We start from the raw sequence: 24,991 nt of genomic DNA, 5'->3' as shown, positions 1-24,991 counted from the left end.
GAGTCGGCGTCCGGTGGGGGTGGTGCAGCGGGTGCCGGGTGGGGCGCCGCACCAGGGGCAGCGGATGGCCCATTCGGGGTGGTCGTGGGCGGTCACGCGGTGGCCTTCGCGGCGTCGATGCGGGACGGGTGGTAGCCGACCAACAGGCCGTTCTCGCCGCGGCGGCAGCGGCGGAGGGGTTCGGCCCCGCAGTACGGGCAGGCGACGGTGAGGGGGCCGGTCTGGCGGGTCTGGGTGGGGACGGTGCGGCCGACGCCGGCGAGGAGCTCGCGGACGGGGCGGGGGCGGAGCTGGCCGTCGGCGGCGCGGGTGCGCTGTTCCTTGACTGCGGCGAGGTAGGCGGGGACGTCGTCGGGGTCGGCGTCGGGGATGGCGGCGGGGAGGCCGGGGCCCTGGATGTCGGCGGCGGTGTCGGCGCGTTGGGCCTGGACGTGCTGGCGGATGTCGGCGGGCATGATCCAGCGGGTTTCGCGGCTGTAGTGGGCGGTGACGGCGTCTTTGGCGTCCTGGAGGTCGATGTCGTGGAGGACGGTGTGCCAGGCGAGGACGTCGGCTTTGCCGATGGTGCGGCGGTCGAAGGCGGCGGCGAAGGTGAGGAGTTCGGCGGTGTCGGCGGGGGTCATGCGGTGTTCCCTTCTTCGAGGGCGCGGAGTTCGGCGGCGAGGGCGAGGCCGGCGGCGACACGCTCGTCGGTGGTGGAGCGCGCTTGGCCGGGCAAGGCGATGACGTTGGAGGCCTTGCGGATCTCCGAGAAAGCGAACTGGAGGGTTCCTGCGCTGACGGGCTTGGAGGTGGATCCGAGGCGGTCGAGGGCCTTCCACAGTTCGTCGGGGTCGGTGCCGTTGGTGAGGGCGTCGGAGATGGTGGTGCGGACCTGGCGTCGGCTGTAGGCGTTGCCGGTGCGGTAGCGGTCGAGGAAGGCGTCGGTCATGCGGTCGGCGAGGTGCCTCTCGCCCGTCTGCGGGACGGCGGGGTGGCCGGACTGTGACGCGGGGGGTAGGGGGGTTCCTTTCCCTTCCCTGTTCCCTTCCCTGTTCCTTTCCTGGGGTGAGTCCTCACTGAGGTGTGCGTGAGTGTTCAGTGAGTCGCCGTTCTCCCTGGTCACGGGGTCGGGAGGGGACGGTTCGCCCTGTTCAGGGGCGGGGAGCTTGCTCGGCGAGGGCCGGTTGATCCTCTGGTGCTCCGACCAGTTCGTGATGGCGAGGTACCGCTTGCGATTGAGGGTGTAGCGAGTAATCAGTGAGGACTCAGTGAGTTCCTTCAGGTCGATCTCGATGTCGGCCGCGGTGCGGTCGTCGAGCGGCCAGAGGGCGGCCTTGATGAGCCGGGCGTCGTCGACGCAGCGGCCGGCGTCGTCGCAGTGGGTCCACAGGCCGATGAAGGTGAGGCGCGCCGTCAGCGGGAGGTCAGCGATGGTGAGGCTGGTGAAGAACTCGGGCTTGATCGTGCGGATGCGGGCCATCAGAGGTCACCGGCCTTCTCGTCGGCCTCGTCGCAGGCGATGTGGTAGGCGAAGTAGTCCACTTCCGCGTTACGCCCCATGGCGGCCGAGCGGGCGGCCTGCGTCAGGTGGGCGGGGGTGCGGCCTTCCCGCAAGGCGTCGGCAACGCGCACGTGGAACTCGTGGTCGAGGCTTGGGGGCGGGGTGTCGGCGTGAAGGGTGTGCCAGTTCGCGCGCCATGCCTCATATGCGCCCTGCGCTCCAGCCTGCTCCGCGATCCTCAGTGCAGCGCCCGTGCGGAACGTCTGCTGGTCTACGTCCGCGACGACCATCGCGTTCGGCATGCTGCTGGTCTTGCCGCTGTTGCAGTCCGCGCAGGCGGTGACCAGGTTGCTGGGCTTGTTACTGCCTCCGAGCGACGTCGGGATGACGTGGTCGATGGTGAGCTTCACGCCGGGAGCCGCGGCACCGCAGTACCGGCACGCATGGTTGTCCCTGCGGAAGATCTCGAATCGAAGGCGTTTGGAGACGGCCATGCAGGAGGTTCCTTCGGGTGTGCTGACGTAGTCGTCGTGAGAGCGCACTGAGCTGTGCGTGAAAGGGAGTTGAACACTCCCGTGTACGTACACGATCCTATCCCTCGTGTACGTACACGGCAACGTTCCGTCTAGCGATCGTGTGTGCACACGCGGTAGGCTCCGCGCATGGCAGAAGCGAGGGAGACCCACACGCCGGCCCGCCCCGTCCGCATCCCTGAGGACGACTGGGTGGAGTTCGGCAAGCTGGTGGGCAACAGGGAGAGGTCGCGCATCCTGCGCGAGTTCATCGCCTGGTACCTGCGCCGGCCGAAGGCGGTTCTGCCGAAGCGTCCTGACTGACACCGTCTCCTCCTCTCGTGTGGGCCCCGTTTCGGCGGGGCCTTCGTGCTGTCTGGGTCCCGGGGCCCGCGCTCGGGGGGAAGTCGCGCGGGCCCCGGGCGGGCGGCCGGGAAGGGGAAGGACCGGCCGCCGGTCGGTGGGGTCAGCGGAGGCTGCCGCCCGGGCCGCGGAGCCGCACCCCCGCCTCCAGCAGCAGAAGCCGCGTCGCCGAGTACGAGCGGCCGATCTGCCGTCCGGTCGACGCGATCGTGCAGCCCTGCGCGTACAGGTCGGCGGCCTGCTGCCGGAGCCGCTCACGGTCCGGGCCGCGGACGTGCTTGTAGCGGGCGGGCAGAACAGCGGCGGTGGTGGTCATGTGGTGGGCTCCTTGTCGTCGGTGGGGTCCGCGGCGCGGTAGGCGTAGATGGGCCCGGGCCCCGCATCTGGCCGTGGGAGGCCCTTGGCGGCCCACGGGGAGTGCGCGTCGCAGCGCCAGCCGGTGACGTAGAACCGCACCGGCCCGTTGTGGTCGTCGCGCGGGGTGTCGCACGGCTGCGGGACCCGGGAGTTCACGCCGCGCTCGCGGTGTCGCGACGGCGCTCGTAGACAGCCCGGCGCTCCTTCGGGGTGAGGCCCCCGCGGATGCCGTGCCGGTACGCGGCGCCGCTGCTGCCTTCCGCAGCGAGCGCGTCCTCGAGGCACGCGGCGCGGACGGGGCAGGCGTGGCAGACGGCCTTGGCGGTCGTGGTGACGTGGGCCCGGTCGGCGTCGCCGTTCTCGGGGAACCAGTTGGCGAAGCTGTACTCGGGCCGCGCGCAGAGGCTGTCGTCGCGCCACAGCGGCGCTCGCAGGGTGGTCATGCGGCACTCCCGAAGATCGCCTCGAACAGCTCGTCGGTGCGCTGCCGCATCGGCCGGTCCTCCAGATGCGCACCCGCCACACACGCCGGCACCCCGCAGCCCGGCAGCACCGGCCCGACCGGCTCCCGCCCGAACTGCGCCCGGAACACCAACGGCCGCAGCGAGTGGTTCCGGCCGTCGAGCCACACCGTCGGCGTGCTCTGCGCACTGCTCCCTGTCCAGCGGACGTGACCGCCGTCAACAGGGACGGCGTGGGCGGCCCACAGGTCCTCGAACGTGCGCGGCCGGACGAACGACGGGATGCCTTCCTCCGACCGCACCTTGGCGACCCGCAGCGGGTTGGTGCGCAGCTGCCGCGCGACCTCCTTGTCTGACAGGCCCTTCCTCAGCAGGGCGATGACCTCCTCCCGGGTGCCGTTCGGCTTTCGGCCGCGCCCGCCGCGGTGGTGGGCGGGTCGGCCGGTGACGGCGGTGTCGTCGATGTGGCTGGGCGAGATGCAGCCGGGGTGGGTGCAGGCGATGAAGGCGTAGCCGCGGGGTGGGTGTCCGGTGCGGATGGTGTAGGCGACGCGGAGGGCGCTGTAGTGGCCGCCGCTCCAGCCGAGGGTGGGGGTGCCCTTCGCGTTGCGGTTGCCGGTCCAGTCGATGTGGCCGTCGTCGCGGATGCTGACGCGCTGCCAGAAGGCGTCTTCGATGCTCCCGGCCGGCTTGGTGCCGCCCTTTGCCTTGGGCAGGCCGAGGAGGGTGCGGGCGCGGGTGACGGAGCCGGTGGTGATGTTGAGGCGGCGTGCGATGGTGCGGTCGCCGTACCCGGCGTGCAGCAGTTCGGCGATGTCTGCGCGGATCATCGGGCGGTCACCGCCTCGCGGTTCGGCCAGCGCACGGAGTCCAGGGCGCGGCGGCGGTCGTCGCCGACGACGGCCAGCGGCCAGCCCAGCCAGTGCAGGCCCATCGCCATGAGGACGTAGGCGTCGGCCTCGTCGTACTTCGCCGAGCCCTCCGTGTGGATGCCGTACGTCTCAGCGACGGCCTGGCGGACGACGGCCTTCAGCGGATCGCCCTTCAGCCGGAGGCCGGTGGCCGGGTCCTTCGGGGCGGCGGTGCCGACGGCGTAGATGATCCGGTGGTCCGGGTTGACGACTGCGTAGGGGATGCGGCGCTTCCACAGGTCGTGGCGGACCATCCACCGCATCGCGCTCAGGGCGTCGGCGCCGGTGTTGTTCTTGGAGAAGGCGGGGCCTTCGATGACGACGAAGTCGGCGTGCCGGATGTGGTCGGCGATCCCGGTGAGTTGCTGCTCGAAGCGGGAGTGCTGGGACTGGCCGCGGGCCTTGACGTGGTCGGTCCAGCCTTCGCCTGCGATGCCGGTGGTGCCCATGGCGACGTCGAGGCCGATGACCTTGAGGGGCTGGTTGTGGGGCCGGGGCCCGGCCGCCGTGGTGGCGGCCGGGGCCTGGTCGAGGTCGAACAGGGGGGCGGTCACTGGGTACGCCTCCTCTCTCGGTACTCACGGCACGCAGCCGAGTTCGCGGCCCGGCAGGCGTCGCACCGGCACCGGTAGTTCGCGTAGGTGCTGCGCTTGCCGTGGCCCGCGCGGTCGGCACCATCGGGGTGTGCGGCGCGACGGGCGTTGGCGTCGGCCTGGTACAGGCGGTTGGCGGTGCGGCAGTCGGAGCAGCGGCAGCCGTCCTTGTAGCTGCTGGCGCGGCCGTGGGCGGTCACTGCGCCCCCTCTCGGGACTCGTAGATGCGGGGATCGGTCGACGGTTGACGGCAGTCGAAGCAGATGAACTGCCGTGTCACCCGGGTCCGGAAGTGCTCCGTGACCCGGTGCTCGGTGGAGCACCAGGCGACAGCGCGCTCCATGGCCTCCACTGGCGGCTGTCCCGGCCGCGCGGAGCGGTGCCGGCCGGTAGGGGTGGGCCAGGCGCGGGCGACCAGGACCGCGCCCACCCCGATCGCGGCGACCGCGCCGCCGAGCGCGGCCTCGAACCCGCTCACGACCCGGCCTTCTTCCGGTCGGAGCGGGTGGCCTGCCAGTGACGGCCGGCCCGCACCGCGGGCGTGTTCAGGCCGAACGCGCTGTCGAGGCGCTCCTGCAGCCGGTCCGCGCGGCGCTTCTCCGCCTCGTAGTCCTCGGCCAGCTTGTTGTGCGCGCGCACCACTTCGTCGTGCCGTTCCTCCGTGGCGAGGACACGGCGACGGAGCGCCGCGATCTCGTTCTGCGCGGCGGCCAGCTCCTGCTCGTGCCGGCGGCGGCTGACGAACCACATCACGCCCCACCCCCCGCACGCTGCGCCGGGATCAGCGGCCACGAGCCGTCGATCACCTTGTTCGGATCGCCGCCCTGCTCCGGGCTGGCCTTCGTCCGGAACCACTCCTGCAGGCCGGCCTGCTGCTCCGCCCGCCACGCCTTCTGCGCCGCGAACAACTGGGCCGGGCCCATCCCGTTGAGCTGCGGGTAGCGGTCGAACTGGGCTTCCGCGATGAGGAGCGCGGCCAGGGCGTCGGCCTCGGCGGTGTGCCAGTCGTCCAGCTGGACGCCGTACCGCTCGCAGGTGGGCTTCAGCTTCCGCTGGCCGGAGCCCTTCACGTACCGGTCGCACTGCTTGTCGATGACGTGCGGGTCGATCAGCGGCAGCGGCCCAGGGCCGACGCGTTCGGCCATCGTGGGGAGGCCGTTGCGCAGCAGGTCGTGGTGGAGGATCGTCCAGTCGAAGGACTGGTTGTACGCGATGACCGGCATGCCCCAGCCGATGGCGTGCGCGAGGTGGGTGGCGATCTCGTCGAGTGCCGTCTTCGGGTCCTGGCCGTCGGCCTGCACCATGGCGTCGGTGACGCCGTGGACCTCGGAGGCCCCCTCCGGGATGGGCACGCCGGGGTTGATCATCCAGGAGAAGACGCGGTCTGGCCGGCCGCCGCCGCGGACGATGAACGCGGCGGTGACGATGCGGTCTTCGAGCGGGTTCGGGCCCGTTGTCTCGGTGTCCCATGCCGCCTTGCGGACGGTGGCGAAGGTGCTCACTGGCGGGCCCCCGATCCGGGCGCCGCAGCCTGCGGCCAGCCGCCGGACGGCTCGTCATCAACGAACTCCGCCTCGATGGCCCCCTCGTCCTCCTCGGCGTCCTGCTGCGTCTGGCCCGTCAGCGGGGCGGACGGCACCGGCGCGGCGGGCCCCTGCTGCTCCGCGGCCACCTCCGCCTGCGCCCGCAGCTGCTCCCGCATGTACTCGGCGCTGGTCGGCACCCACTTCGTCAGCCGGTGCGCGGCCGTCTTCATCCACATGGCCTCTTCGTGCTTCTGCCACGGGGAGTACGGCGAGTCCGAACCCTGCGACATCGCCTTGGCCTTCGTGACCTGAGCCCGGTTGAGGACGACCACCTTCGACGTGGCGCCGTCCTTCATCACCGCGTAGGCGTAGACCAGACGGAGCGGGCCGCGGTCCTCGGCATCCCAGTCGATCTCGTGCACCGGCCGCTCATCCCGGCCCGGCGAGTAGCGGAAGATGTCGGACTGCCGCACCACCTCGACGATCACCGACGAGACGGCACCCGCCCGGTAGATCAGCTCGATCTCGCCCTGGTAGCCGCGGATGCCCTGGACCTCCAGGCGGCCCCTCTGCTTCCTCGGGACGAGGTAGAACTGCTCGGTGCCCGGGGTGAGTCCGAGCTGCGCGGCGTCCATCAGTGCGCCCATCAACGCGGCCGGGTTGTTCTGCGCGGCCTGGGCGAGGTTCCGGTCGCGGCGCAGCACACCGACAGCGAGACGGACGAAGGTGTCGGGCTTGACGTGGGACGGCATGACCTGCGCGAGGTCGGCCTTGTAGTGCTCGACCATGGCGCCGGGGCCGGTGTCGCGGACGGCGACGGCGTTGGAGACGGTGTTCTCGGTCATCGGGCGTTCCTTCGGGTGCGGGCAGGCATGAGGGAGTAGGTGCGGCCGTCGCGGACTTGGCGGGTGGCGATCCGCTCGCGCTCGCAGACCGCGCGCCGGCCGGTGCCGATCTGGTCGAGCAGCAGGCCCTTGCAGGCGGTGAGTTCGTCTTCGGCGGCCCAGAACGCGTCCTGGGCGGCGTGGAAGCGGTCCCGGAGGGCGGTGGGGATCTCGACGTCGACGTCATCCAGCCCTTCAGGCAGTTCGCGAATGGCCTGGTAGGTCGCGGAGTGGCCGTCGATGTCCGGCCGTACGTCGTCAGCGAGCGACCGCATGAAGTCGGCGCCGGCCTGCCGCTGCATCAACGCGTCGGCGGGGTCGTACTCGACGGCGTACTCCCGGTACTCCGAGCCCGCGATGAGGACGGCGACGTGGCAGGTAGTGAGTCCGAGGACGTCGAGGTAGTGCAGGCACTGGGCCCGGTAGTAGACCGGGATTTCGTCGGTGCCTTCCTCGCCCCACCCGATGTCGTCGCGGGCGGTCTTCGCCTCAAGCAGAGCGGCAGGCTCGTCCGTCCCCGGGACGTACAGCAGGCGGTCCGGGTTGGCGATCTGCCAGGGACGGCCGGCCGCCGCGTAGGTCGGAGACTGGTGAACGATCCACTCGGGGTGCTGGTCGGCGAACTCGGTGCAGATGGTGGGCTCGTGCTTCTTGCCCCAGTACATGACGGGGTTCTCCTCGGGCGGGGCGATGAGGCCCTTCTTGCGGTGCCAGAGGGAGAAGCGGGACTCGTAGGGGGAGAGGCCGAGGACGGCTGCGATCTCGCTGCCGCCGATCCCGCCGGCGCGGGCGGCGTGCCACTGGGGTGTGCCGGGTTCGAACCATCCGAGGACGGTCGGCCCGGCGGCCGGGGCGTGGGCCCCGGCCTGCGCGGTCGTCGTCATCAGGCAGCACCACCCACACGCTCGCCACCGTGCTCCGCGATCAGCGCCCGCACCAGATGCGACGGCACCCCCCGGAACTCGCCCGACCCATCCGCGTACCGCTGCCACGACTCCGGCGGCAGCACGTACTCACCGAGCAGAACGTCGAACCAGGCGTACTGGCCATCGACAGGGTGGGACCCGTCGGGCGCCTCAGCAGAGGTGACAGACAGCCAGTAGCCAGGCCCGTCAGCGAGGCGGATCAGGTGAGGCAGGGCGCCGGTGCCGTGCTCCATGAGGGTGTCGAGGGCGGTGCTCATCGTGCGTGGTCCTTCCTGACGCGGGGCTTGGTGTCGGTGCCGGGGGCGCGGTAGCACTGGTTGGTGGCCAGGCCAGCGAGCGCCCAAGGGGCGAAGCCCGGCCAGCCCTCGTGCGCGGGGCAGTAGTCCTGGCCTTCCGCCCCGTTCCACCCGGCCGCCCGGGAGGTGTGCCGCAGCACGGTGTACGGGGTGAGGCGGACGCCCGTGCCGTGAAGGAAGCGGGCAGCGCAGCCGGGCTTGTCGCAGGTGAGGGTGCGGACGAGTCGGCGGCTCATGCGTCGGCCCCCTGCTCCCTGTCCAGGCGCAGCAGCCCCAGCCGCACACCAGCAGCCACCGCCTGAGCAGCCGTCGACACCTCAAGCCGCTGGTACAGGGCCCGGCGGCGGGACTTCACGGTGTCCACCGCGATGTCCAGCCGGGCCGCGGTGTCCGCCAGGCTCTCCCCGCTGGCCAGGGAGAGAAGCGTGTCTTGGCTGCGGACGGACAGGACGACCGTGCCGGGGCGGGTGGTGGTGGCCATGGCGACGCGGGTGGCGAGCTGCCCGGCCTGGCGGATGGTGAGGGGGAGGTGGAGGTCGTCGGCGGCGTCGATGATGTGTCGGGTGAGGTCGCGGATGTTGGTGCTCATCGGGTCCCCGTGGTGCTCGTGCGGGTGTAGTAGGTGACGCCCGGCTCGTCGTGCCGGACGAGGTGACCGGCCCGGGCGAGGCGGGCCAGGTCCCCGCCGGCGGTGCCCTTGGCGACCGCGTAGCCGAGAGCGGCCAAGGTGCGGCGGGCGCGGCCGGCCTTCCAGCGGCCGCCCTCCGCGCGGATCGCGGTGAGGAGGGCGGTCTGGCGGGTGGAGTCGTCCCGGCTGATCCGGGCGGCCGTGCGGGCGGCGGATGCCTCCAGGGTCAGGAACCGCAGGACGGCGGCCTTGCTGACGGTGGTGGCGGTGGTGGCGGACATGCGCTGGCGGAGGGTGTGGGCCACCTCGTCGATGACCTGGGCGCGGATGTGGGCGGGGATGCTCATGCCGCACCGCCCTCGGTGACGTCAGCCGTGCCGACGTACAGGTGGATCTCGTAGTCGTCCTCGCCGTAGGCGCAGGGCTCCCACTGTCCGCGGAAGTGCCGCCAGCCGAGGGCCGTGCGCTCGCCGTCCTCCGGGTGGGTGGTGACGGTGTCGACGCGGAACTTCCAGTCGGTGCCGTCGTCGACGTGGGTGTAGGTGTGGCCGGGCTGGAAGAAGTCGGTGCGGAGGTTGTTCGGCCGGACCGCACCACGGGCGACCTTCGACGCGAGGCGGGCGATCACCTCGCCGTGCTCCTCCTCGCGGGACTTCTTCAGCAGCCAGGCGACGAACTGCCTGTCGCGGTCGGCGAGCACCTCGGCGCGGTAGCGGTCCGCCAGCACCTCAGCGTGCTCGAAGGCCGGTTCGTTGGGCAGGTTGACCAGGCAGTAGCCGATCAGCTCGTCGCGGGTGCTCATGCGGCACCCCGCTGACCCGGCACCCGCCGCACAGCGAACCGCCCCAGACGGCGGGCCACCACCGTCAGCTCACCCAAAAGCCGCCGCACATCCGGGACCAGCACGTCCACCTGCGCGGTGTCCATCCCGGCCGCGTCCTCCACCTGCTCGACCGCCGCGTCCAGCTCGCCCTCGCGGGCCGGGCGGCCGACAACGTCGGCGAGCTCGTCCAGAGCCGCGAGCACCTCGTCCCGGGCCTGCGGCTCCGCCCAGTGCTGCACGAGCTGCACCAGCGTGTCGGTGCGGATCTGGTCGACGCGCAGCACGCCGGCCAGCTGGTCGACGCGGGGCTCGAAGGAGAGTTGCGGCTTGGAGGAGTGGGTCGTCATCGACGGCCTCCCGTCGGGATGAGGTGGATGAGAACGACCAGCCACAGCACGGCCTGCCCGATGGCCCCGCGGGCGGGGGCGAGGGAGGGGCGGGGGTGGTCGAGGGAGAGGATGAGCAGGGCGCCGGGTAGGAACGCGGCGACGCCGATGGCGCCGGCGGTCAGCCACTCGGAGACGGAGGCGGCGGGCATCAGACGCCACCGCCCGGGGTGGCCGAGCATCCGTCGGCGTGCCGGTCGAACCGCTTCGGGCAGCCGCACGGGTGCCACGGGTCCTCGGTGTCGTCCCACGGGGCGACCAGCGGGATACCGAAGATGGCCCGCAGCTCGTCCTGTGACAGGTAGTCCTGCGAGACGAGGGCCGGGGTCCGGCCGGGCTGCCACTCCTGTCCGCGCTTCAGCCTGGCCACGAGGGTCTCGCGCTGCGCCTCCAGCTCGGTGACCCGGGCCCGCAACGCCTTCGTAGCCGCAGACTCCTCCCACAACGAGAGATTCGACGGCAACGCCATCGACGCGACACGACGCGCCAACATCCGAGCCTTAACCTGCTCGTCTGACGGACGCTCCCAGCCGTGCATACCGACACCGCCGATGTACCGACGGCCGTGCACCCGCTTCGCCGCACCGCAGTGCGCGCAGCCGAACGGCTCCGACACGCGCTCCCGCATCAGATCCCGCTCACGCACTGCACCGGCCGCGACCCGCACAGCCCGGGCCACCTCGTCCTGCAACGCGACGACCTGCCGGGCCAGCTTCTCCAGCTCCTGGGCGCCGCCCTCCGGGACGAGCATCCCCATCCCGTGCAGCGTCGCCACAGCCTGCGAAGCCAACTCCTCAGCAGACAGCTGCCACGCCGCCCACACGTGCTTCCTGGCCTCAGCCAGCAACTCCTCGCGCTTCACGCCGCCACCGCCGCAGCGATCTCGTGGATGACCGACTCAGTCGACGGCAGCACCACAGTCACGTGCACCGGAATCTCCGGGAACAGCGCCGGCGAGTCCGTCCACGTCCGCGTGCGCAGCGTCCACACCGTCTGCCCCGACGGCAGTTCCACCGTCGACACCGTGCCGCCCTGCACGAACAGCCACTCGGCGAGCACGTCGATGTCCGTTGCCGTCACCAGCACCCGGTCGGCCTCTGCCCGCACCGCGATGTGCGAGGAGGCGGGCAGGCCGTGGTAGCTGACGGTCGTCTCGTAGTTGGACGCGTTCCGTTCACGGGCGGCCTGCCGGTCGAGGAACGACAGGGTCTCCACCGTGGTGGTCGGACGGGTCTGGGATGATGTGGTCACGGGGACCTCTCCTTCGATGGGATTGATCGGGGTCGCCGAGTCGTGGGGTCGCCAGGCCGGTCAAAGCGGGCGGCCCTTCGGCGTTGATGGGGTCAGGCAGCCTCAGCCGCCGGACGGGACACAGCCCGCACCGCACGGCCAGCCGGCCGGGCGAGGATCGGGCGCAGTTCGTCGATGACCTCCGGGCCCGGGGCCGGCGCCTGCGCCACGCGCTCGTGGATCTGCGCGATGACCGCGTCGCCGAGGAGGGCGCGGCGCTGCTCGCGGGTCATGCCGCGGCTCCGACGGGGACGCGCTTCATGAGACGGCGCAGGTCAACGTCATATGCCTCGGCGATTCGCATCGCTGAGTTCAAGTCAGGTTGTGCTGTACCGCTGAGGATCCGGTACACGGACGACTCGGAGATTCCGGTACGGCGGCTGATCGCGTAGCCGCTGCTGTCGCCGTGGTTCTTCGCGATGTAGCGCAGCTTGGCGGTGTTGAGGCGGAACACGTATTCACTCCCTTCGGTGCAGGGGTCGGCGCTGGTAGCAGGGCGTTCCTTGCTCACGAGGGAGACTCAACCACACTTCGCCCTCCCTATCAAGGGAGCTTGCTTGTGAGGGAGGGGTGAATGTTGGAATCGCACGCGCGTTCGAGAGGGTGGGTGAGGTGCATCGATGCAGGCAGATGGCCAAATGGCCATCCTTGCGAGCGAGGGAATTTCTAGCTACTCCCTACATAGGGAGGTAGAGTCGTTGCACATGACGGACGCCCCCCAGTCGGCACGCGCCCAGCGCTTCCGCGACATCGTCGTGCCCGCCGCCCAACGCGCCGGCTACACAGGCCACGGCGCCAAGGCCCGCTTCGCACGCGACACCGGCATGCCAGACAGCAGCGTCACCCGCCTCTGGCAAGGAAAAGCCGTACCGGACGCCCGGTTTTACGCCGCCATCGCCGACGCCACCGGCCTGGACCTGGGCACCCTCCTCGTTGAAAGCGGAACACTTTCACACGAAGCACTCCGATCACTGTCCGAAACCGATCGATCGCAGGTACGCTCTCCCCTCACCGTGGAAGAAGCGGCCGACCGACTCGGCATCAAGGACGACGTAGGACGCCAGATGTTCTACGCCACCTACGAGCGACTCAAGCGCCTGGAGGAAGGCCACGACACCGCCGCCGATCGCCGCGACCACGGAGGGACGGCAGCACAGATGTGACGCGGGGGGAATCGCATGGGGCTTACGAGCGGCGCACGCACCACCATCACCATCGCAGCAGCAGCCATGCTCAGCGGACTGGGCACCCTCGTCTACAGCATCATCCGAGACGACCTGGCCCCCGCCATCGCAGGCGCCAGCCTCCTCACCGTCGCCTTCCTCGCCATCGCCCTCACCCTCATACACCGGTGGACCGTCGACACCACCGACGAACGCCGCGCGCTCGCCGCCGCCCAACGCCAGGCCGGCGACGAACGCACCCGCTACATCGCCGCCCAGGCCGCCCTCGAGAACGAGGCATCCCGCCTCAACCGCGACATGATCGCCGAACGCCGCGCCCTCGCCGCCCGCCTGACGGCCGAACGCGAAGCGCTCCAGGCCGAGTTCGAGGAGCGGCGCGCCGCCCTCATCAGCGAGACGATGGAAGCCACCGTCCTCATGATGCAGAGCGGCAAACTCGCCGCCGAGACACCCGCCACCGGCACCCTCATACCCTTCCCGGAGAAGCTCCCCCACCAGGCCGCGCGGGCCCGCGAACATGGCGTAGTTGGGCCCTGAACCCAGCCTCCCCAGCGAACACCAGCGTGACCCGGCCCGGCTCGACCGACCGCACCCCACGCGCCCGAGCCCGATGCAACCGCACGTTCACACAGGTCCGCACGACCGCACGCCGCTGCTCCACCGACAGCGCCTCCCACCGCTCCTCCACATCCCCCGCACCCACCAGACCCTGCACCACCGGCGGCGCGTGCACCACCTCCGTCGCCGCCCTTGCCTTGACGATCTGCGGCACGAGCGCAGCCTCCAGCGCCACGAGCGACGCCACCGACAGCAGCGGCTCACCCGTCCGCTCGTCCACCGTCGCCGCCTGCCCCCGCGCCTCCTCCAGCTGCCGCTCCAGCACGGCCAGCCGGGCCCGCGCCTGCGCCGCCCTCGCCTGCTGCTCGTCCGTCCGGAACGCATCCGCGGCCCGCGTCGCCAGCCACTCCAGCAGCGCCTCCTCCACGTAGCCGTCCAGCAGCTCCACCCGCATCATCGTGTGGTAGCCCTCCGAGCACTGATACGCCCGCCGGCCACGCGTCTTCACCACCCGCAGATGCGGATCCGTGCCGCACTCCCCACACCGGGCGATGCCCGACAGCAGGTACTTCACCGTCCAATCCTTCGTCGTCCGCCGCGCCGGGTCCCGCACGATCTGCTGCACCTGGTCGAACAGGGCCGGCGGCACGATCGCCGGCCACTCCGCCTTGCGCAGCACCTCCCCGCGGAACACTCTCTGCCCGGCGTAGCCCGGGTTCCTGAGCATCGTCGGCAGGTGGTACAGCTGCCACTCCACCCCGGGCAGCCGCTCCCCCCGCGCGCGGAGGTCCTGGACGATCGAGTACTCCGTCTCACCGGCGGCGATGCGTTCGAAGATCTCGCGGACGATGGGCCCGCGGTCGGGGTGTTCGTACTGCTCGATGAGGTCGCCGGTCTCGGGGTCGTAGCGGCGGGCGTAGCCGTAGAGGATCCGGCCGTGCGGGGTGCCCTTCTTCGCGGTCGCCCTCGTGGTGCGGAGGTTGCGGTCGCGGATGCCTTCAGCCTCGTCTTCGGCGGCGATGGCGTCCTGCGCGGTCGCCTTCCGGTCCTCCCGCTTGCTGAGGTCGTAGACCTGCCCGTTGTAGCAGAGCAGGACACCGGCGCCCATGCACGCGTTGCGGAGCCGCACGTATGCCTCGATGTCCCGGTAGTAGCGGGACGCTTCGAAGGCCACGACGATCCTGCCGCGCCCGGCTTCGATCGCGTCGATCAGCGCCTCGAAGTCGCGGCGGGCCCGCCGCGCGTGGCGGGACGCGGAGCGGTCGACGTCCTGGTCGAAGACCTCGGCGACGGGCCAGCCGTGCTGCTCGCAGAGGTCCCGGCCAGAGGCGATCTGGTCGGCGACGGAGCGGCCCTTCTTCTTCGGGTCGCGGGAGGCGCGGCCGTAGAGGAGGGCGGTGAACTCCACGCCGGGGTGGACGAGATGGAGGTATTCGGGCGCGATGGGCATGCCCCGCAGCGTAGCAACGCACCCCCCTACACGACATTGTCCGGCGCCAACTTCACGATCCTCCTGGCCCTGTTCCTGGGCCCTCCCGGCCTGGCGCAACAGGCCGAGCGGCGCGGACTCGCCCCCCGGCTCGGCCTCACCCTGCGGGGGACGGCGGTGCTCGGCGCCGCGCTCTCCCTCGCCTTCGTGACCGTGTGCCGCCCCGACCCGAGCGTGCTGCGAGCCGCCGCCTGCGGCTCGGTCGCCCTCCTCGCGCTCGCCACCGGCCGCCGCAGATCCCTGATCCCGGCCCTGGCCGCGGCGGTCCTGCTGCTCGTCCTCCACGACCCGTGGCTGTCGCGCAGTTACGGCTTCCTGCTCTCCGTCCTGGCCACCGGAGCGCTGCTCACCCTGGCCCCTCGCTGGAGCGCCGGACTGCGGCGGCGCGGTGTCCCGCCCCGGCTCGCGGAGGCGCTGGCCGCCGCCGGTGCCGCGCAGGCCGTGTGCGCGCCCGTGGTGGCCGTGCTGTCGGCCCGGGTGAGCCTGGTCGCGGTGCCGTGCAACCTCCTCGCCGAGGCCGGGCTCGCCCCGGCCACCGTGCTGGGCTTCCTGGCCCTGGCCGCCGCCCCGGTGGCCATGCCGGTGGCCAAGGCGGCGGCCTGGTGCGCCGGTTGGCCCGCCGAGTGGATCGCGGGCATCGCCCGCACCGGAGCCGCACTGCCCGGCGCGGGCGTGGACTGGCCGGGCAGTTGGGCCGGGGCAGCCCTGCTGGGCCTCGCCACCCTGGCCGTGCTCTTCGTCGGCCGCCGTCTGCTGGGCCACCCGTGGTGGTGCGCGTTCTGCGCGCTGCTCCTGGTCCTGGTCGTGGTGAGGCCGCCCCCGCTGACCCGGGTGATCACCGGCTGGCCGCCACCGGGCTGGCGGATGGTCATGTGCGACGTCGGCCAGGGGGACGCGCTGGTCCTGGCGGCGGGCGAGGACACCGGCGTCGTCGTGGACGCCGGACCCGACCCTGTCCGGGTGGACCGCTGCCTTCGCTCCCTGGGCGTCACCGAGGTGCCGCTCGTCGTCCTCACCCACTTCCACGCCGACCACGTGGCCGGCCTGCCCGGAGTGCTCCGCGGGCGCTCGGTCGGCGCCATCCAGACCACGGGGCTGGAGGAACCCGCCGGGCAGGCCGCCTTCGTCCGCCGGACCGCAGCCGCCGCCCGCATCCCGGTCACCCGGGCCGCCACCGGGGAACGGCGACGCACCGGCGGACTCTCCTGGGAGGTGGTGTGGCCCCCGCCGGCCGCTCCCGCGGCCCCACCCGGACAGCCGTTCCAGCCACCGCCCCCGGCACCGGTGCCCGAGGGCCCGAACGACGCGAGCGTCGCCCTCCTCGTCCGCACCGGAGGCCTGCGCCTGCTCCTGCTCGGCGACCTGGAACCCCCGGCCCAGCGGGCCCTGGCGCGGTCACCGGCAGCCGGCTCCCTGAGCGGCGTCGACGTCCTGAAGGTCGCCCACCACGGCTCGGCCCACCAGGACCCGGCCCTGCTGCGCCGGGTGGCACCGAGGCTGGCGCTGATCAGCGCGGGCGAGGACAACCCCTACGGGCACCCCGCCCCGAGCACGGTGACCGCCCTGCGCGCGGGCGGCGCGGAGGTGCTGAGCACGGACCGGGAGGGGGACCTGGCGGTGGTGGGCGCGGGGGAGGAGCTGCGGGTGGCGGGGAACTGACGAGCGGGCGGGGCCGGTTCGGTCGGCCAGGACGGCGCATCGTGAGCGTCCATCGCCCCACCAGTGCCCTTCTCAAGGGACCAGCGCTTCCGGGGCGGTGTCCTCCGAGACCCTCCCAAGAGGCCCAGGACACCCCCAACCGCGCATCGGTCCGGGCTCGATGCATGCTCGTGTGCAGGCGCGTCGGAGACCTGCCCCGCAGTGGTCCGGCATTCAGCCCGGAAGGCCCACAGGAAACGGCCTTGCCCCTAGTCTTGCAGTGACGAAGCTGCGAGGAGGAACAAGGCCGTGATGCCTCGAGACGCTACCCCCGATCCATACGCCGACTCCCTGCGATTCGGTCAGCGAGTACAGATCCTGCGTGAGCGCCGCGGCATGACGCAGACTCAGCTGGCTGACCTGGTAGGCGTGTCACCGCACACCCTGCGAAAGATCGAGAACGGCCAGCAGAAGACCCCCAGCCTTGACATGGTGATGCGCATCGCCGAAGCGCTGAGGGTGCGCGACCTTGCGGATCTGACCGGCCGGCCGGAGACCCACGTCGATCTGTTCATCGGCCCAGGGCACCCCCGCTTGGCTGCCGTAAGGGCCGCCGTCGACAGCTTCCCGCTCACCAGCAGCGCGGAGCCGCCTCCTGTCGCGCACCTCGAGGCACGGCTGCACGCAGCCTGGCGGGAGCGGCACGCGTCCAAGAACCACCGCGAAGCGATCGGTCGGCTGCTGCCGGACCTGATCCGGGACGCGCAGGCCCTTGTGCGCCACGCCGACACCGGCACGGAGCGCCGCCGCGCCCAGGCTGTCCTCGCGGAGGTCTACAGCCTGAGCCAGTTCTTCGTCGCCTACCAGCCGGACAGCTCCCTGCTGTGGCGGGTGGCGGAACGCGGCATGGTTGCTGCCCAGGAGAGCGGGGACCCGCACGCCATCGGTGTCGCCTCGTGGCTGCTCGCGCAAGCTCACAGGGACAGCGGGCCACGCCACTTCGAAGCAGCCGACGCGGTGAACCGGGAGGCGGTGTCCTACTTGAAGCCGCTGCTTGCGGACGCCGCCGACGATGTCCTCGCCATCGCGGGCGCTCTCGAGTTCGAGCTCGGATACACCGCGGCCCGCCGCCGCGAGACCGGCACGGCGTGGAGGCACTGGGACAAGGCCAACGACATGGCCAAGCGCCTGCCTGCCGACTACTACCATCCCGCCACCAGCTTCAGCAGGGCCATCATGGGCGCGCACGCCGTCACCGTGGCGGTGGAGCTCCACCAGGGCGGCGAGTCCGTGCGGCAAGCCGCGCGCGCGGACCAGAACGTCATCAAGTCCCGGCCGCGCCGCGCTCGCCACCGCATCGAAGAGGCCCGCGGCTATCAACTGGACAACCAGCCAGAGACCGCCGTCGCGTCGCTGGAGAAGGCTGCCGAGGCCGCGCCGGACACGATCCGCTACAACGGCTACGCCCGGGCGATCCTGCTCGAAGAGGTCGAGTCGACCCAGGCGGCTCGTCGGCGTCGTGCCGCTGAACTGGCCTCGCGCATCGGCATCCTTGCTGCCTGAGCGTAGCGACCGGATTACGGTCGGCGGTTGGGTGTTGGTGCTCCTACGTTCATAAGTGTCCGTCCCCGACGAGGTGGTGAGACCTCGCCGGGGGTGCCAACGCTGCAAGGAGCGCCGACACCATGAACCGTACAGCCCTGACGAAAATGGGCGTCAGGATGACCATCCAGGTCCTGCGCGTGGACCGGCACGGCCGGGTCCTCGAGGACCGCGGCACCGTCGTATCCGCGGGCACCGGCGAGACGGCGCCGCCGGCCAACTGCGCCTGGCCGCCGTGCAGGTGCCCCCGCCACCGCCAGGCGGTGACCTCGTGACCGCCACCCAGCCGCAGACCCCCGACTGCCCTATCACCGGCATCGGCTCGATGCGCAGCAACGCCGCCTGGTTCCTGGACCAGGTCACCCTGCCCCGGCACGGCCTGGTGGCCCTGTTCGCCCAGGACTTCACGCGCAACCTCAACGACCTCATGCCGTGCGTCGAACAGCTCGCCGCGCTGCGCGGCGCCGACGACGTGCCCGCGCAGGTGGCGCTCGTCGGCGTCGGTGAGGCCCGCCGGCGTCTGACCGAGCCGGAGGCCGCCGGCCTCAGCGGGGAAGTGGCCCGCGTGAGACGGCTCGCCCGCTCGGTGCGCTGCCTGTGCGACCACTACGACGCGCTGACCGCGGTCCGCACCTGCGTGGCCTGCGACCGGTCGATCGAGAACGGCGACGACACCGTGCCGTACGACCAGATCTCGCCCACCGCCGGTGGCGGCCGGTCCGCCCTCATCCACGCCGGATGCGCCAAGAGGGCGCGCTTCAGCCGCTGACCGCGGCCCTTCCCCCGCCCCTGGTGTGACGGGGCCCCACGGCGACCGCAGGGTCAGGGTCGCATCCCTCGAACGTCTCTCCCGTCGTGGTCCTCAAGCTGCGACGGGAGGGTCTCGCCCGTCCCGTCGGAAAGTACGCAAGCCTCCGGCGGGGTGGGTTCCGAAGATCCCCGCCAGGACCCCTAACCCTGGCAAACCCGGCCCTGAGGGCGGGTTCATTCCCAGTGCAGGAGAGAGGAAGAACCGTGTTCGTGCACTCTGATCGCTTCCCGGTCTCGTCGCCGCTTCCGTCCGGCGTGCCCACCGTCGCCCCGTGGGGTGTCAGCCGTATGGCTCCCTACCCGACGATGGCGCCTGGCTACGCGCGCGCCGAGCTCGACCCGACCTCCCAGACCGCCCGGTTCTACGACGAGACCGGCCAGGCCATGGAGATGGGGAGGCACAACACCAGCACCGGCACCAGTCCGTCCACGGGGACCAGCCCGGACGGCAACGGCTCCACGCAGGACAGCGACACGGGGAGCGACAGCGACCAATGAATGAGCCGCGTCCGGTGCTGGTCGTCACCAGCCTGTACGACCCCACCGCCGACGTGGTGATCAGCGAGCTGCACGACCGGGGCATCCCGGTCGTGCGGCTCGACTCCGGGGACTTCCCCGCATCACTGTCGATGGAGGCAGAGATCACATCGAGCGGCTTGCAGGGGCGCCTTCGCACTCCGTCCCGCACGGCCGACCTGGCGAACGTGCGGGCGCTGTACTACCGGCGCCCGTCCGGCTTCGCCTTCCCCCATCTGGGCGCTCAGGACGCCCAGTTCGCCGTCACCCAGGCCCGGTACGGGCTCGGAGGCGTACTCGCCTCGCTGCCCGGCTGCCTGTACGTGAATCATCCACACCGGGTGGGAGACGCGGAGTTCAAGCCCTCCGGCCTGGCGGCCGCGGCGGCGGCCGGCCTCCTGGTCCCGCCCACCCTCATCACGTCCAGTCCGGACGCCGCCAGGGCCTTCATCAAGCGGCACGGCCCGGTCATCTACAAGCCCCTGCACAATCCGGTGTACCTGGTCGACGGCGTCTCCAACGTGGTGAAGATCGCCGAGGTCGCCGCCGACGGCATCGACGACAGCGTGGCCGGGACGGCGCACCTGTTCCAGCAGCGGGTCGACAAGGCCGCGGACGTGCGGGTCACCGTCATCGGCGACGAGGTCTTCGCCGTCCGCATCGACTCGGACCTGCTGGACTGGCGCACCGACTACAGCTGCCTGCGCTACAGCGTCACCACACCCCCGCGCGGTATCACCGAGGCCGTGCACGCATACCTGTCCCACTTCCATCTCGTCTTCGGCGCTTTCGACTTCGCCGTCGACCGCCAGGGCCGATGGTGGTTCCTGGAGTGCAACCCAGCCGGCCAGTGGTACTGGCTGGAGACCGAGACCGGCCTGCCGATGCTCGCGGCCATGGCCGACCTGCTGGAGAGGACGATCCGCTGATGACCGCCATGAAGTCCGCCGCCCTGCGCCGGGCGCTGGCCGACCGGCTCGCCGCGGGCGGTTCCCTGCGTACCGAGCCGTGGCGGCAGGCCGTCGAAGCCGTGCCCCGGCACGAGGTCCTGCGCGGCGGCTTCTTCGACCGCTCCGGGGATGCCTGGCGGTCGGTGCCGGCCGGCACCGACGGCTGGCTGGAGCGCTGCTACGCGGACGAGTCGCTGGTCACCCAGATCGCGGGCACCGTCGTGCCCGGTGACATCCGCGGTGAGATCCTGCGCGAGCCCACCTCGTCCAGCACGCTGCCGAGCCTGGTCGTGCGGATGCTGGAGGACCTCCGGGTGGAGGACGGCGACCGGGTGCTGGAGATCGGCACCGGCACGGGCTACTCCACCGGGCTGCTGTGCCACCGGCTCGGAGACGAGCTGGTGACGTCGGTGGACGTGGATGCCGAGGTGTCCCGCCGTGCCGGTGACGGCCTGGCCGCGTGCGGCTACTTCCCGGAGCTGGTCGTCGGTGACGGCCTGGCCGGGCACAGGGACGGCGCCCCGTACGACCGGCTGGTGGCGACCTGCGGGGTACGGGAGCTGCCGCACACGTGGGTCGAGCAGACCAGGCCGGGCGGCACCGTTCTGGCCACCGTGGGCGGCTGGATGCATGCCTCGGAACTGGCCCGGCTGACCGTCGACGACGAGGGGGTGGCCCGCGGCCGGTTCCTCGGAGGGCAGGTCTCGTTCATGCTCGCCCGGCCGCAGCTGCCGCCGCCGCTCGGCATGCTCCCCGACCTGGAGTCCGGGGAGGAGCGGCCGGCCCGGCTCGGTGCCGATGCCCTGGACGACTGGGACGCCCGCTTCGTGGCCCAGCTGGCGGCCCCGCGTGCACAGCGCCTCAGCCTGACACCGGCCGGCACGACGCGGCACGTCCTCGTCGACGTGGAGGCCGGCGCCTGGGCGGCCCTCACCCAGGACGGTGGCCAGTGGACCGTCCGTCAGGGCGGCCCCGGGCGGCTGTGGGACGAGGTGGAGGACCACCTGCTGCGCTGGCGGGCGGACGGCTCCCCGGACCTGGGCCGCTTCGAGATCGTCGTCACTCCCGAGGGGCAGAGCATCACCTGGCCGAAGGTCTGACGGCCCTGACCCGCCCCGCTTCGGCCCCGCTCCGGCCCCGCTCCCCGGCACCCCTGCTGGTCGTCTCGTCGGGCGTCCCGGCCCCGGGGGAGGCGGGAGGGGGCCGTCTCGTGCGAAGGGGCCTGTGGGGTGCGCCACACGCCGTAAACTGCCGGGTGCGACGGCCCGGATGCGGAATCGGGTCGTCGGTGCTTCCGGGGGAGGGGTAGTGGAGCGGTGGGGACCACTGGTGCCGGCGGTGGCGGGCATCTGGCCGAAGGTGCCGGAACGGGTCGCCGACGAGGAGCTGAGCGACCTCGAGGACGACGTGCTCGACGGCTTACGGGCGTATGAACAGGCGTGCCGCGACGACGGGGGGACGCCGGAGGACTTCGACGCGGTCGAGGCCGCGGCGCGGCGCGTGGAGAGCGCCCTGCGGGCCCGTCCGCCGCTGGGGGCCTGGCTGAACGAGGAGTTCGACCGGCTCGCCGACGGGCGGGAACGCTTCGGGCCCGCGGCGGCACCCGCGTACTGGACCGAGTTCCGGCGCGCGCTGCTGGTGCCCGTCATGTACGCCACCGACCGCGCCCGGGAGGACGCCCCGAAGCGGGACGGGATCCGCTACGGAGCGCGGCGCGGGGAACTGTCGCAGGGCAGGGCCACGGTGAGCGTGCCGGACGACCGGCCCGTCGGCGCGGTGACCAAACCCCGCTGGTGGCGCCTGCAGTTCCGGCCGGACCCGGAGCGCGATCTGGTCGTCGGCCCGCCCGAGCCGCTGGACGCGGACACCTTCGCCGCGCAGGTGCGCGAGCAGCTCGACCAGGGCACGGACCGGGAGGCGCTGGTCTTCGTGCACGGCTACAACGTCGGATTCCCCGCCGCCGTGCGGCAGGCCGCGCAGATCGCCTACGACCTCAACTTCACCGGTGTGGTCGCGCTCTACAGCTGGGCGTCGAAGGGTGCCGTTCACGACTACGTGGCGGACGGGGCGGCCGCGGCCCGGGCCGTGCCCCACTTCCAGGATTTCCTGCGGGCGCTGCTCACCCGCACGGGCGTGCGCCGGACGCACGTCGTCGCGCACAGCATGGGCAACCGGGTGCTCACCGCGGGACTCGCCGGCCTGGACACCACCGCCCTGCCGGCGGGCTCCGGGCGGCTGGGACACGTCGTGTTCGCCGCTCCCGACGTCGACAGTGACGTGTTCCGGCAACGGCTGCCCGCCGCGTCGAGCCAGGCCGAGACCTGCACCCTGTACGTCTCCGACCGGGACCGGGCGCTCGCCGCGGCCCGCGGGCTGGCGGACTTCCCCCGCGCCGGGCAGGCCGGCCGGTCGGTGATCGTCGCGCCGGGGCTGGACACCGTCGACGTCACCGCGCTCGGCGCCGACCTCCTCGGCCACTCCTACGTGGGCCACCACACGTCGGTGCTCGCCGACCTCCACGGGCTGATCCGGCACGGGCACCGGCCCGCTCAGCGCTACGGACTCACCCGGGTCCCGCACACGGCCGGCGACCACTGGGCGTTCCAGCCGCAGAAGTGATCCTTCCCGGCGGACACCGCCCACGAGCGACAACGAGTGAAGAGACCATGACCCACTTCGTGGACCACGTGCCCTTCGACTGGACCGCGCCCGGTGCGCTGGAACTGCGCGACCTGCTGGCCGCGGTGTACGACCGGCCGGGCCGGGCCGAACAACTCGCCAAGGCGGCCGGGGTGCACACCGGGTACGTCGACTGGGAACGCCCCGTCATGACGGTCTGGTTCGACCTCATCGAGGTGGCGAGCAACCAGAAGCGACTGCGGCCCCTGCTGGAGGCCGTCGTCGCCGGCCCGGACCGCGCCGCCGGCGACCGCGTCCGGGAACTGCTCGACGCGCGTCCGGTCCTCGCGGCCACCGGGAGCCGGGACGGGCCGGACGACTTCGCGCACTTCACGGACCCCGACGCCCAGGAGCGGCAGATCTTCCGGTCCAGCACCTTGCAGGACGTGGACTTCCTGCGCAGGGGGACGCGCATGGCCACCGCGGTGTGCCGCCTGCTCGTCACGTCGGCCGACGGGTCCCCGTACCACGGCACCGGGTTCCGGATCACCGACGACCTGCTGCTGACCAACCACCACGTGCTGTTCGACGCCGAGGGACGGGCACCGTCCGCAGTGGAGGCGTGGTTCGGGTACGAGGCCGACCTCGACGGGCGGGTCCGGGAGCACCGGGTGGTGCCCTGCGACCCGGCGTCCGCCGTGGGCGAGGCGGGACCCGACTGGGCGGTGGTGCGGGCCGCCGAGGGACTGCCGGAGGACGCCGTCCGGGTGTCCCTGACGGACCGTGCCGAAGTGGCGGTCGACGACCGGGTGTACATCATCCAGCACCCGAACGGTGCCGTGAAGAAGCTCGCCGCCCGGCACAACGTGGTGCGGTACGTGGACGACACGGTGATCCAGTACTGGACCGACACGGAGAAGGGCTCGTCCGGCTCGCCGGTCTTCGACGACCATTGGCGGCCGGTCGCGCTGCACCGCCGGTGGCGGCGGATCGGCGGGGCGGACCAGCCCGCCGAGTTCCGCAACGAGGGGATCCGGATCGAGCGGGTCGTCGAAGGGCTCGTCCGGAAGGCGCTGGTGTGAGCCGATGACCGCGTTGCTCGACGAAGGCGCGTTCCACCTCGACGACAAACGCGCCAAGGAACTCCTCAAGGCACTCACCGCCGTGTACCCGGAGAGGCGGACCGCCCGTGAGCTGATCGTCGGCGCGGGGCTGAGGGCGGCCGACATCCACTGGGACACCTGCATGGCGGACGTGTGGCCGGAGGCGTTGGAGAAGGCCGCCGCCGGGGGCCACCTGCGCACCCTGGTGGCGCGGGCCGCGTCGGACGTCAACACCGCCGCGTACCCGGTCTTCGAGTACCTGCTGACCGAGGAGCCCTCGGCGCCGGAGGCGGAGCCCAGCGCGGCCCATCTGGTCAGCAACCGGCAGCGTGCCTTCTTCAACCGGGTGTCGTTCCGGAGCACACTGCACCAGATGGTCACCGGCGAGGGGAAACGGGTGCTGGCCGTACAGGGGCCGCGACGCGTCGGCCGGACGCACGGCTGGTACCTGATCGCCCACGTCCTGGGCAGCCACCGGGTCGACTGCCGCCGCATCCGCATGAGCGACTACCTCTCTCCCGCCCGGGTCAAGGACATCGCGGACACCCTTCAAGAACTGTTCGGGTGGCCCCTGACGATCGATCCGCACACCTCGGAGGACAGCCAGGCCCGCCGCCTGGTGCACCTGATCGAGCACCAGATGAACGGGGCCCGGGACGGCTGCGACGCCAAGGACGGGCACTGGCTGGTGATCGACGACTCCGAGTCCGTGCGCTTCACCGAGCCCGCCCTCCGGGCCCTGACGCGGCTGGTGACGGCCGTCGTCGAGGACGAGATGGCCGACCGGCTCCGCATCGTGCTGCTGGCCTACGACGGCTGGCTGCCGTCCGACCTGTACCCCTACGTCTCGCACGAGGAGTTCGGGCCCCTCCTCGGCCGGGACCTGCACGCGTACGTGGCGGCGGTCACCCGAGAGGCCGGCCGCCCGGCGGACGACGAGGAGGTCCTCGGGCTCGCCAACGAACTGAGCAACAGCGCCGGAGGCGGTGACGTCGTCGCCGACGCCCCCCTGCCGGTGCCCGACAGGCTCCAGGTCGCGGCCGCCTCCTGGGCCCGCGAGCAGTACGGCCGGGGGCGGTGAGC

The 24,991-nt window shown here is 72.0% G+C and carries 39 protein-coding genes; 13 read left to right on the top strand and 26 right to left on the bottom strand.

Translation table 11 applies throughout. The annotated features are described in order from the left end of the window. Positions 1–92 precede the first annotated feature (92 nt). From AB0F01_RS03690 to AB0F01_RS03680, 3 genes are read right to left on the bottom strand one after another with little or no spacing between them, the layout of a single operon-like run. Entirely contained in the window at positions 93–623 is a 531-nt protein-coding gene (locus AB0F01_RS03690; protein WP_362089555.1) for a hypothetical protein, read from the bottom strand. Beyond that, positions 620–1,462: a hypothetical protein gene (locus tag AB0F01_RS03685; RefSeq protein WP_362089553.1), complete on the bottom strand. Its 843-nt coding sequence runs from the start codon at positions 1,460–1,462 to the stop codon at positions 620–622. Before AB0F01_RS03685 ends, AB0F01_RS03690 begins: the two co-directional genes overlap by 4 nt. Further along, on the bottom strand, positions 1,462–1,977 hold the full coding sequence (locus tag AB0F01_RS03680) for an HNH endonuclease (RefSeq protein WP_362089551.1): 516 nt from the start codon (positions 1,975–1,977) through the stop codon (positions 1,462–1,464). The genes AB0F01_RS03685 and AB0F01_RS03680 overlap by 1 nt, the downstream gene beginning before the upstream one ends. Before the next feature lie 168 nt (positions 1,978–2,145). On the opposite strand from AB0F01_RS03680, the gene AB0F01_RS03675 reads away from it, so the two are divergent. Further along, positions 2,146–2,319, top strand: a complete 174-nt coding sequence (locus tag AB0F01_RS03675; RefSeq protein ID WP_362089550.1) for a hypothetical protein — start codon at positions 2,146–2,148, stop codon at positions 2,317–2,319. 142 nt (positions 2,320–2,461) lie between these two features. On the opposite strand, the gene AB0F01_RS03670 is transcribed toward AB0F01_RS03675, so the two are convergent. The 22 genes from AB0F01_RS03670 to AB0F01_RS03565 all read right to left on the bottom strand — a co-directional run bounded on the left by AB0F01_RS03670 (position 2,462) and on the right by AB0F01_RS03565 (position 11,950). Then, on the bottom strand, positions 2,462–2,674 hold the full coding sequence (locus AB0F01_RS03670) for a helix-turn-helix domain-containing protein (protein ID WP_362089548.1): 213 nt from the start codon (positions 2,672–2,674) through the stop codon (positions 2,462–2,464). Continuing rightward, on the bottom strand, positions 2,671–2,871 hold the full coding sequence (locus tag AB0F01_RS03665; protein ID WP_362089546.1) for a hypothetical protein: 201 nt from the start codon (positions 2,869–2,871) through the stop codon (positions 2,671–2,673). The genes AB0F01_RS03670 and AB0F01_RS03665 overlap by 4 nt, the downstream gene beginning before the upstream one ends. Further along, a complete protein-coding gene (locus tag AB0F01_RS03660; protein WP_362089544.1) occupies positions 2,868–3,158 on the bottom strand; it encodes a WhiB family transcriptional regulator in 291 nt (96 codons plus the stop codon). The genes AB0F01_RS03665 and AB0F01_RS03660 overlap by 4 nt, the downstream gene beginning before the upstream one ends. After that, positions 3,155–4,006, bottom strand: coding sequence for a hypothetical protein (locus tag AB0F01_RS03655; RefSeq protein WP_362089542.1), 852 nt, complete (start codon positions 4,004–4,006; stop codon positions 3,155–3,157). Before AB0F01_RS03655 ends, AB0F01_RS03660 begins: the two co-directional genes overlap by 4 nt. After that, positions 4,003–4,641 carry a hypothetical protein gene (locus AB0F01_RS03650; RefSeq protein ID WP_362089540.1) on the bottom strand — a complete coding sequence of 213 codons (639 nt, stop codon included), beginning with the start codon at positions 4,639–4,641 and terminating at the stop codon, positions 4,003–4,005. Before AB0F01_RS03650 ends, AB0F01_RS03655 begins: the two co-directional genes overlap by 4 nt. Continuing rightward, complete coding sequence (locus AB0F01_RS03645; protein ID WP_362089539.1) at positions 4,638–4,880, bottom strand: hypothetical protein; 243 nt, start codon at positions 4,878–4,880, stop codon at positions 4,638–4,640. The genes AB0F01_RS03650 and AB0F01_RS03645 overlap by 4 nt, the downstream gene beginning before the upstream one ends. Continuing rightward, positions 4,877–5,158 (bottom strand): hypothetical protein, encoded by a 282-nt coding sequence (locus tag AB0F01_RS03640; RefSeq protein WP_362089537.1) that lies wholly within the window; start codon positions 5,156–5,158, stop codon positions 4,877–4,879. Before AB0F01_RS03640 ends, AB0F01_RS03645 begins: the two co-directional genes overlap by 4 nt. Then, complete coding sequence (locus tag AB0F01_RS03635) at positions 5,155–5,430, bottom strand: hypothetical protein (RefSeq protein WP_362089536.1); 276 nt, start codon at positions 5,428–5,430, stop codon at positions 5,155–5,157. The genes AB0F01_RS03640 and AB0F01_RS03635 overlap by 4 nt, the downstream gene beginning before the upstream one ends. Then, a complete protein-coding gene (locus AB0F01_RS03630; RefSeq protein WP_362089534.1) occupies positions 5,430–6,182 on the bottom strand; it encodes an exonuclease domain-containing protein in 753 nt (250 codons plus the stop codon). The genes AB0F01_RS03635 and AB0F01_RS03630 overlap by 1 nt, the downstream gene beginning before the upstream one ends. After that, a complete protein-coding gene (locus tag AB0F01_RS03625; RefSeq protein WP_362089533.1) occupies positions 6,179–7,051 on the bottom strand; it encodes a recombinase RecT in 873 nt (290 codons plus the stop codon). The genes AB0F01_RS03630 and AB0F01_RS03625 overlap by 4 nt, the downstream gene beginning before the upstream one ends. Continuing rightward, positions 7,048–7,974 (bottom strand): lambda-exonuclease family protein, encoded by a 927-nt coding sequence (locus AB0F01_RS03620; protein WP_362089531.1) that lies wholly within the window; start codon positions 7,972–7,974, stop codon positions 7,048–7,050. The genes AB0F01_RS03625 and AB0F01_RS03620 overlap by 4 nt, the downstream gene beginning before the upstream one ends. Beyond that, a complete protein-coding gene (locus AB0F01_RS03615; protein WP_362089529.1) occupies positions 7,974–8,273 on the bottom strand; it encodes a hypothetical protein in 300 nt (99 codons plus the stop codon). Before AB0F01_RS03615 ends, AB0F01_RS03620 begins: the two co-directional genes overlap by 1 nt. Further along, the gene (locus AB0F01_RS03610; protein ID WP_362089527.1) at positions 8,270–8,548 is read right to left on the bottom strand and encodes a hypothetical protein; all 279 of its coding nucleotides are present in this window, start codon (positions 8,546–8,548) and stop codon (positions 8,270–8,272) included. The genes AB0F01_RS03615 and AB0F01_RS03610 overlap by 4 nt, the downstream gene beginning before the upstream one ends. Further along, the gene (locus AB0F01_RS03605; protein WP_362089526.1) at positions 8,545–8,901 is read right to left on the bottom strand and encodes a LuxR C-terminal-related transcriptional regulator; all 357 of its coding nucleotides are present in this window, start codon (positions 8,899–8,901) and stop codon (positions 8,545–8,547) included. The genes AB0F01_RS03610 and AB0F01_RS03605 overlap by 4 nt, the downstream gene beginning before the upstream one ends. After that, positions 8,898–9,287 (bottom strand): hypothetical protein, encoded by a 390-nt coding sequence (locus AB0F01_RS03600; protein ID WP_362089524.1) that lies wholly within the window; start codon positions 9,285–9,287, stop codon positions 8,898–8,900. The genes AB0F01_RS03605 and AB0F01_RS03600 overlap by 4 nt, the downstream gene beginning before the upstream one ends. Next, positions 9,284–9,742: a hypothetical protein gene (locus AB0F01_RS03595; protein ID WP_362089522.1), complete on the bottom strand. Its 459-nt coding sequence runs from the start codon at positions 9,740–9,742 to the stop codon at positions 9,284–9,286. Before AB0F01_RS03595 ends, AB0F01_RS03600 begins: the two co-directional genes overlap by 4 nt. Then, entirely contained in the window at positions 9,739–10,110 is a 372-nt protein-coding gene (locus AB0F01_RS03590; RefSeq protein WP_362089521.1) for a hypothetical protein, read from the bottom strand. The genes AB0F01_RS03595 and AB0F01_RS03590 overlap by 4 nt, the downstream gene beginning before the upstream one ends. After that, a complete protein-coding gene (locus AB0F01_RS03585; protein ID WP_362089519.1) occupies positions 10,107–10,301 on the bottom strand; it encodes a hypothetical protein in 195 nt (64 codons plus the stop codon). The genes AB0F01_RS03590 and AB0F01_RS03585 overlap by 4 nt, the downstream gene beginning before the upstream one ends. After that, positions 10,301–11,011: a hypothetical protein gene (locus AB0F01_RS03580; protein WP_362089517.1), complete on the bottom strand. Its 711-nt coding sequence runs from the start codon at positions 11,009–11,011 to the stop codon at positions 10,301–10,303. The genes AB0F01_RS03585 and AB0F01_RS03580 overlap by 1 nt, the downstream gene beginning before the upstream one ends. Next, positions 11,008–11,400 carry a hypothetical protein gene (locus AB0F01_RS03575; protein ID WP_362089516.1) on the bottom strand — a complete coding sequence of 131 codons (393 nt, stop codon included), beginning with the start codon at positions 11,398–11,400 and terminating at the stop codon, positions 11,008–11,010. The genes AB0F01_RS03580 and AB0F01_RS03575 overlap by 4 nt, the downstream gene beginning before the upstream one ends. A gap of 92 nt (positions 11,401–11,492) precedes the next feature. Next, on the bottom strand, positions 11,493–11,672 hold the full coding sequence (locus tag AB0F01_RS03570) for a hypothetical protein (RefSeq protein WP_362089514.1): 180 nt from the start codon (positions 11,670–11,672) through the stop codon (positions 11,493–11,495). After that, complete coding sequence (locus AB0F01_RS03565) at positions 11,669–11,950, bottom strand: helix-turn-helix transcriptional regulator (RefSeq protein WP_362089512.1); 282 nt, start codon at positions 11,948–11,950, stop codon at positions 11,669–11,671. Before AB0F01_RS03565 ends, AB0F01_RS03570 begins: the two co-directional genes overlap by 4 nt. A 193-nt stretch (positions 11,951–12,143) precedes the next feature. On the opposite strand from AB0F01_RS03565, the gene AB0F01_RS03560 reads away from it, so the two are divergent. Together AB0F01_RS03560 and AB0F01_RS03555 are read left to right on the top strand one after the other, a co-directional pair. Further along, positions 12,144–12,602, top strand: coding sequence for a hypothetical protein (locus AB0F01_RS03560; protein ID WP_362089510.1), 459 nt, complete (start codon positions 12,144–12,146; stop codon positions 12,600–12,602). Between the two features lie 15 nt (positions 12,603–12,617). Continuing rightward, positions 12,618–13,160 (top strand): hypothetical protein, encoded by a 543-nt coding sequence (locus AB0F01_RS03555; RefSeq protein ID WP_362089508.1) that lies wholly within the window; start codon positions 12,618–12,620, stop codon positions 13,158–13,160. Here the strand turns inward: AB0F01_RS03555 and AB0F01_RS03550 are convergent. Then, entirely contained in the window at positions 13,090–14,631 is a 1,542-nt protein-coding gene (locus AB0F01_RS03550; protein WP_362089506.1) for a recombinase family protein, read from the bottom strand. The two genes, AB0F01_RS03555 and AB0F01_RS03550, sit on opposite strands and share 71 nt — an antisense overlap. Before the next feature lie 36 nt (positions 14,632–14,667). On the opposite strand from AB0F01_RS03550, the gene AB0F01_RS03545 reads away from it, so the two are divergent. The 10 genes from AB0F01_RS03545 (at position 14,668) to AB0F01_RS03500 (ending at position 24,989) form a co-directional block, all read left to right on the top strand. Then, on the top strand, positions 14,668–16,329 hold the full coding sequence (locus AB0F01_RS03545; RefSeq protein WP_362089505.1) for a ComEC/Rec2 family competence protein: 1,662 nt from the start codon (positions 14,668–14,670) through the stop codon (positions 16,327–16,329). 291 nt (positions 16,330–16,620) lie between these two features. Beyond that, positions 16,621–17,871 (top strand): helix-turn-helix transcriptional regulator, encoded by a 1,251-nt coding sequence (locus AB0F01_RS03540; RefSeq protein ID WP_362090221.1) that lies wholly within the window; start codon positions 16,621–16,623, stop codon positions 17,869–17,871. 122 nt (positions 17,872–17,993) lie between these two features. Beyond that, the gene (locus AB0F01_RS03535) at positions 17,994–18,185 is read left to right on the top strand and encodes a hypothetical protein (RefSeq protein WP_362089503.1); all 192 of its coding nucleotides are present in this window, start codon (positions 17,994–17,996) and stop codon (positions 18,183–18,185) included. Next, on the top strand, positions 18,182–18,679 hold the full coding sequence (locus tag AB0F01_RS03530; RefSeq protein WP_362089501.1) for a DUF6415 family natural product biosynthesis protein: 498 nt from the start codon (positions 18,182–18,184) through the stop codon (positions 18,677–18,679). Before AB0F01_RS03535 ends, AB0F01_RS03530 begins: the two co-directional genes overlap by 4 nt. Positions 18,680–19,008: 329 nt before the next feature. Then, positions 19,009–19,218: a putative ATP-grasp-modified RiPP gene (gene tgmA / locus AB0F01_RS03525; RefSeq protein ID WP_362089499.1), complete on the top strand. Its 210-nt coding sequence runs from the start codon at positions 19,009–19,011 to the stop codon at positions 19,216–19,218. Further along, entirely contained in the window at positions 19,215–20,165 is a 951-nt protein-coding gene (gene tgmB, locus AB0F01_RS03520) for an ATP-grasp ribosomal peptide maturase (protein ID WP_362089497.1), read from the top strand. The genes tgmA and tgmB overlap by 4 nt, the downstream gene beginning before the upstream one ends. After that, a complete protein-coding gene (tgmC, locus tag AB0F01_RS03515) occupies positions 20,165–21,286 on the top strand; it encodes an ATP-grasp peptide maturase system methyltransferase (protein WP_362089495.1) in 1,122 nt (373 codons plus the stop codon). Before tgmB ends, tgmC begins: the two co-directional genes overlap by 1 nt. Before the next feature lie 208 nt (positions 21,287–21,494). Then, positions 21,495–22,805 (top strand): alpha/beta hydrolase, encoded by a 1,311-nt coding sequence (locus AB0F01_RS03510; RefSeq protein ID WP_362089493.1) that lies wholly within the window; start codon positions 21,495–21,497, stop codon positions 22,803–22,805. A gap of 47 nt (positions 22,806–22,852) precedes the next feature. Further along, a complete protein-coding gene (locus AB0F01_RS03505; protein ID WP_362089492.1) occupies positions 22,853–23,887 on the top strand; it encodes a trypsin-like peptidase domain-containing protein in 1,035 nt (344 codons plus the stop codon). 4 nt (positions 23,888–23,891) lie between these two features. Then, entirely contained in the window at positions 23,892–24,989 is a 1,098-nt protein-coding gene (locus AB0F01_RS03500) for an effector-associated domain EAD1-containing protein (RefSeq protein ID WP_362089491.1), read from the top strand. Positions 24,990–24,991: the final 2 nt, after the last annotated feature.

Source organism: Streptomyces sp. NPDC029526 (assembly GCF_040637405.1).
Lineage (GTDB): Bacteria > Actinomycetota > Actinomycetes > Streptomycetales > Streptomycetaceae > Streptomyces.
The sequence above is the reverse complement of the archived record's forward strand: the minus strand, read 5'-3'. Positions and strand labels throughout refer to the sequence as shown.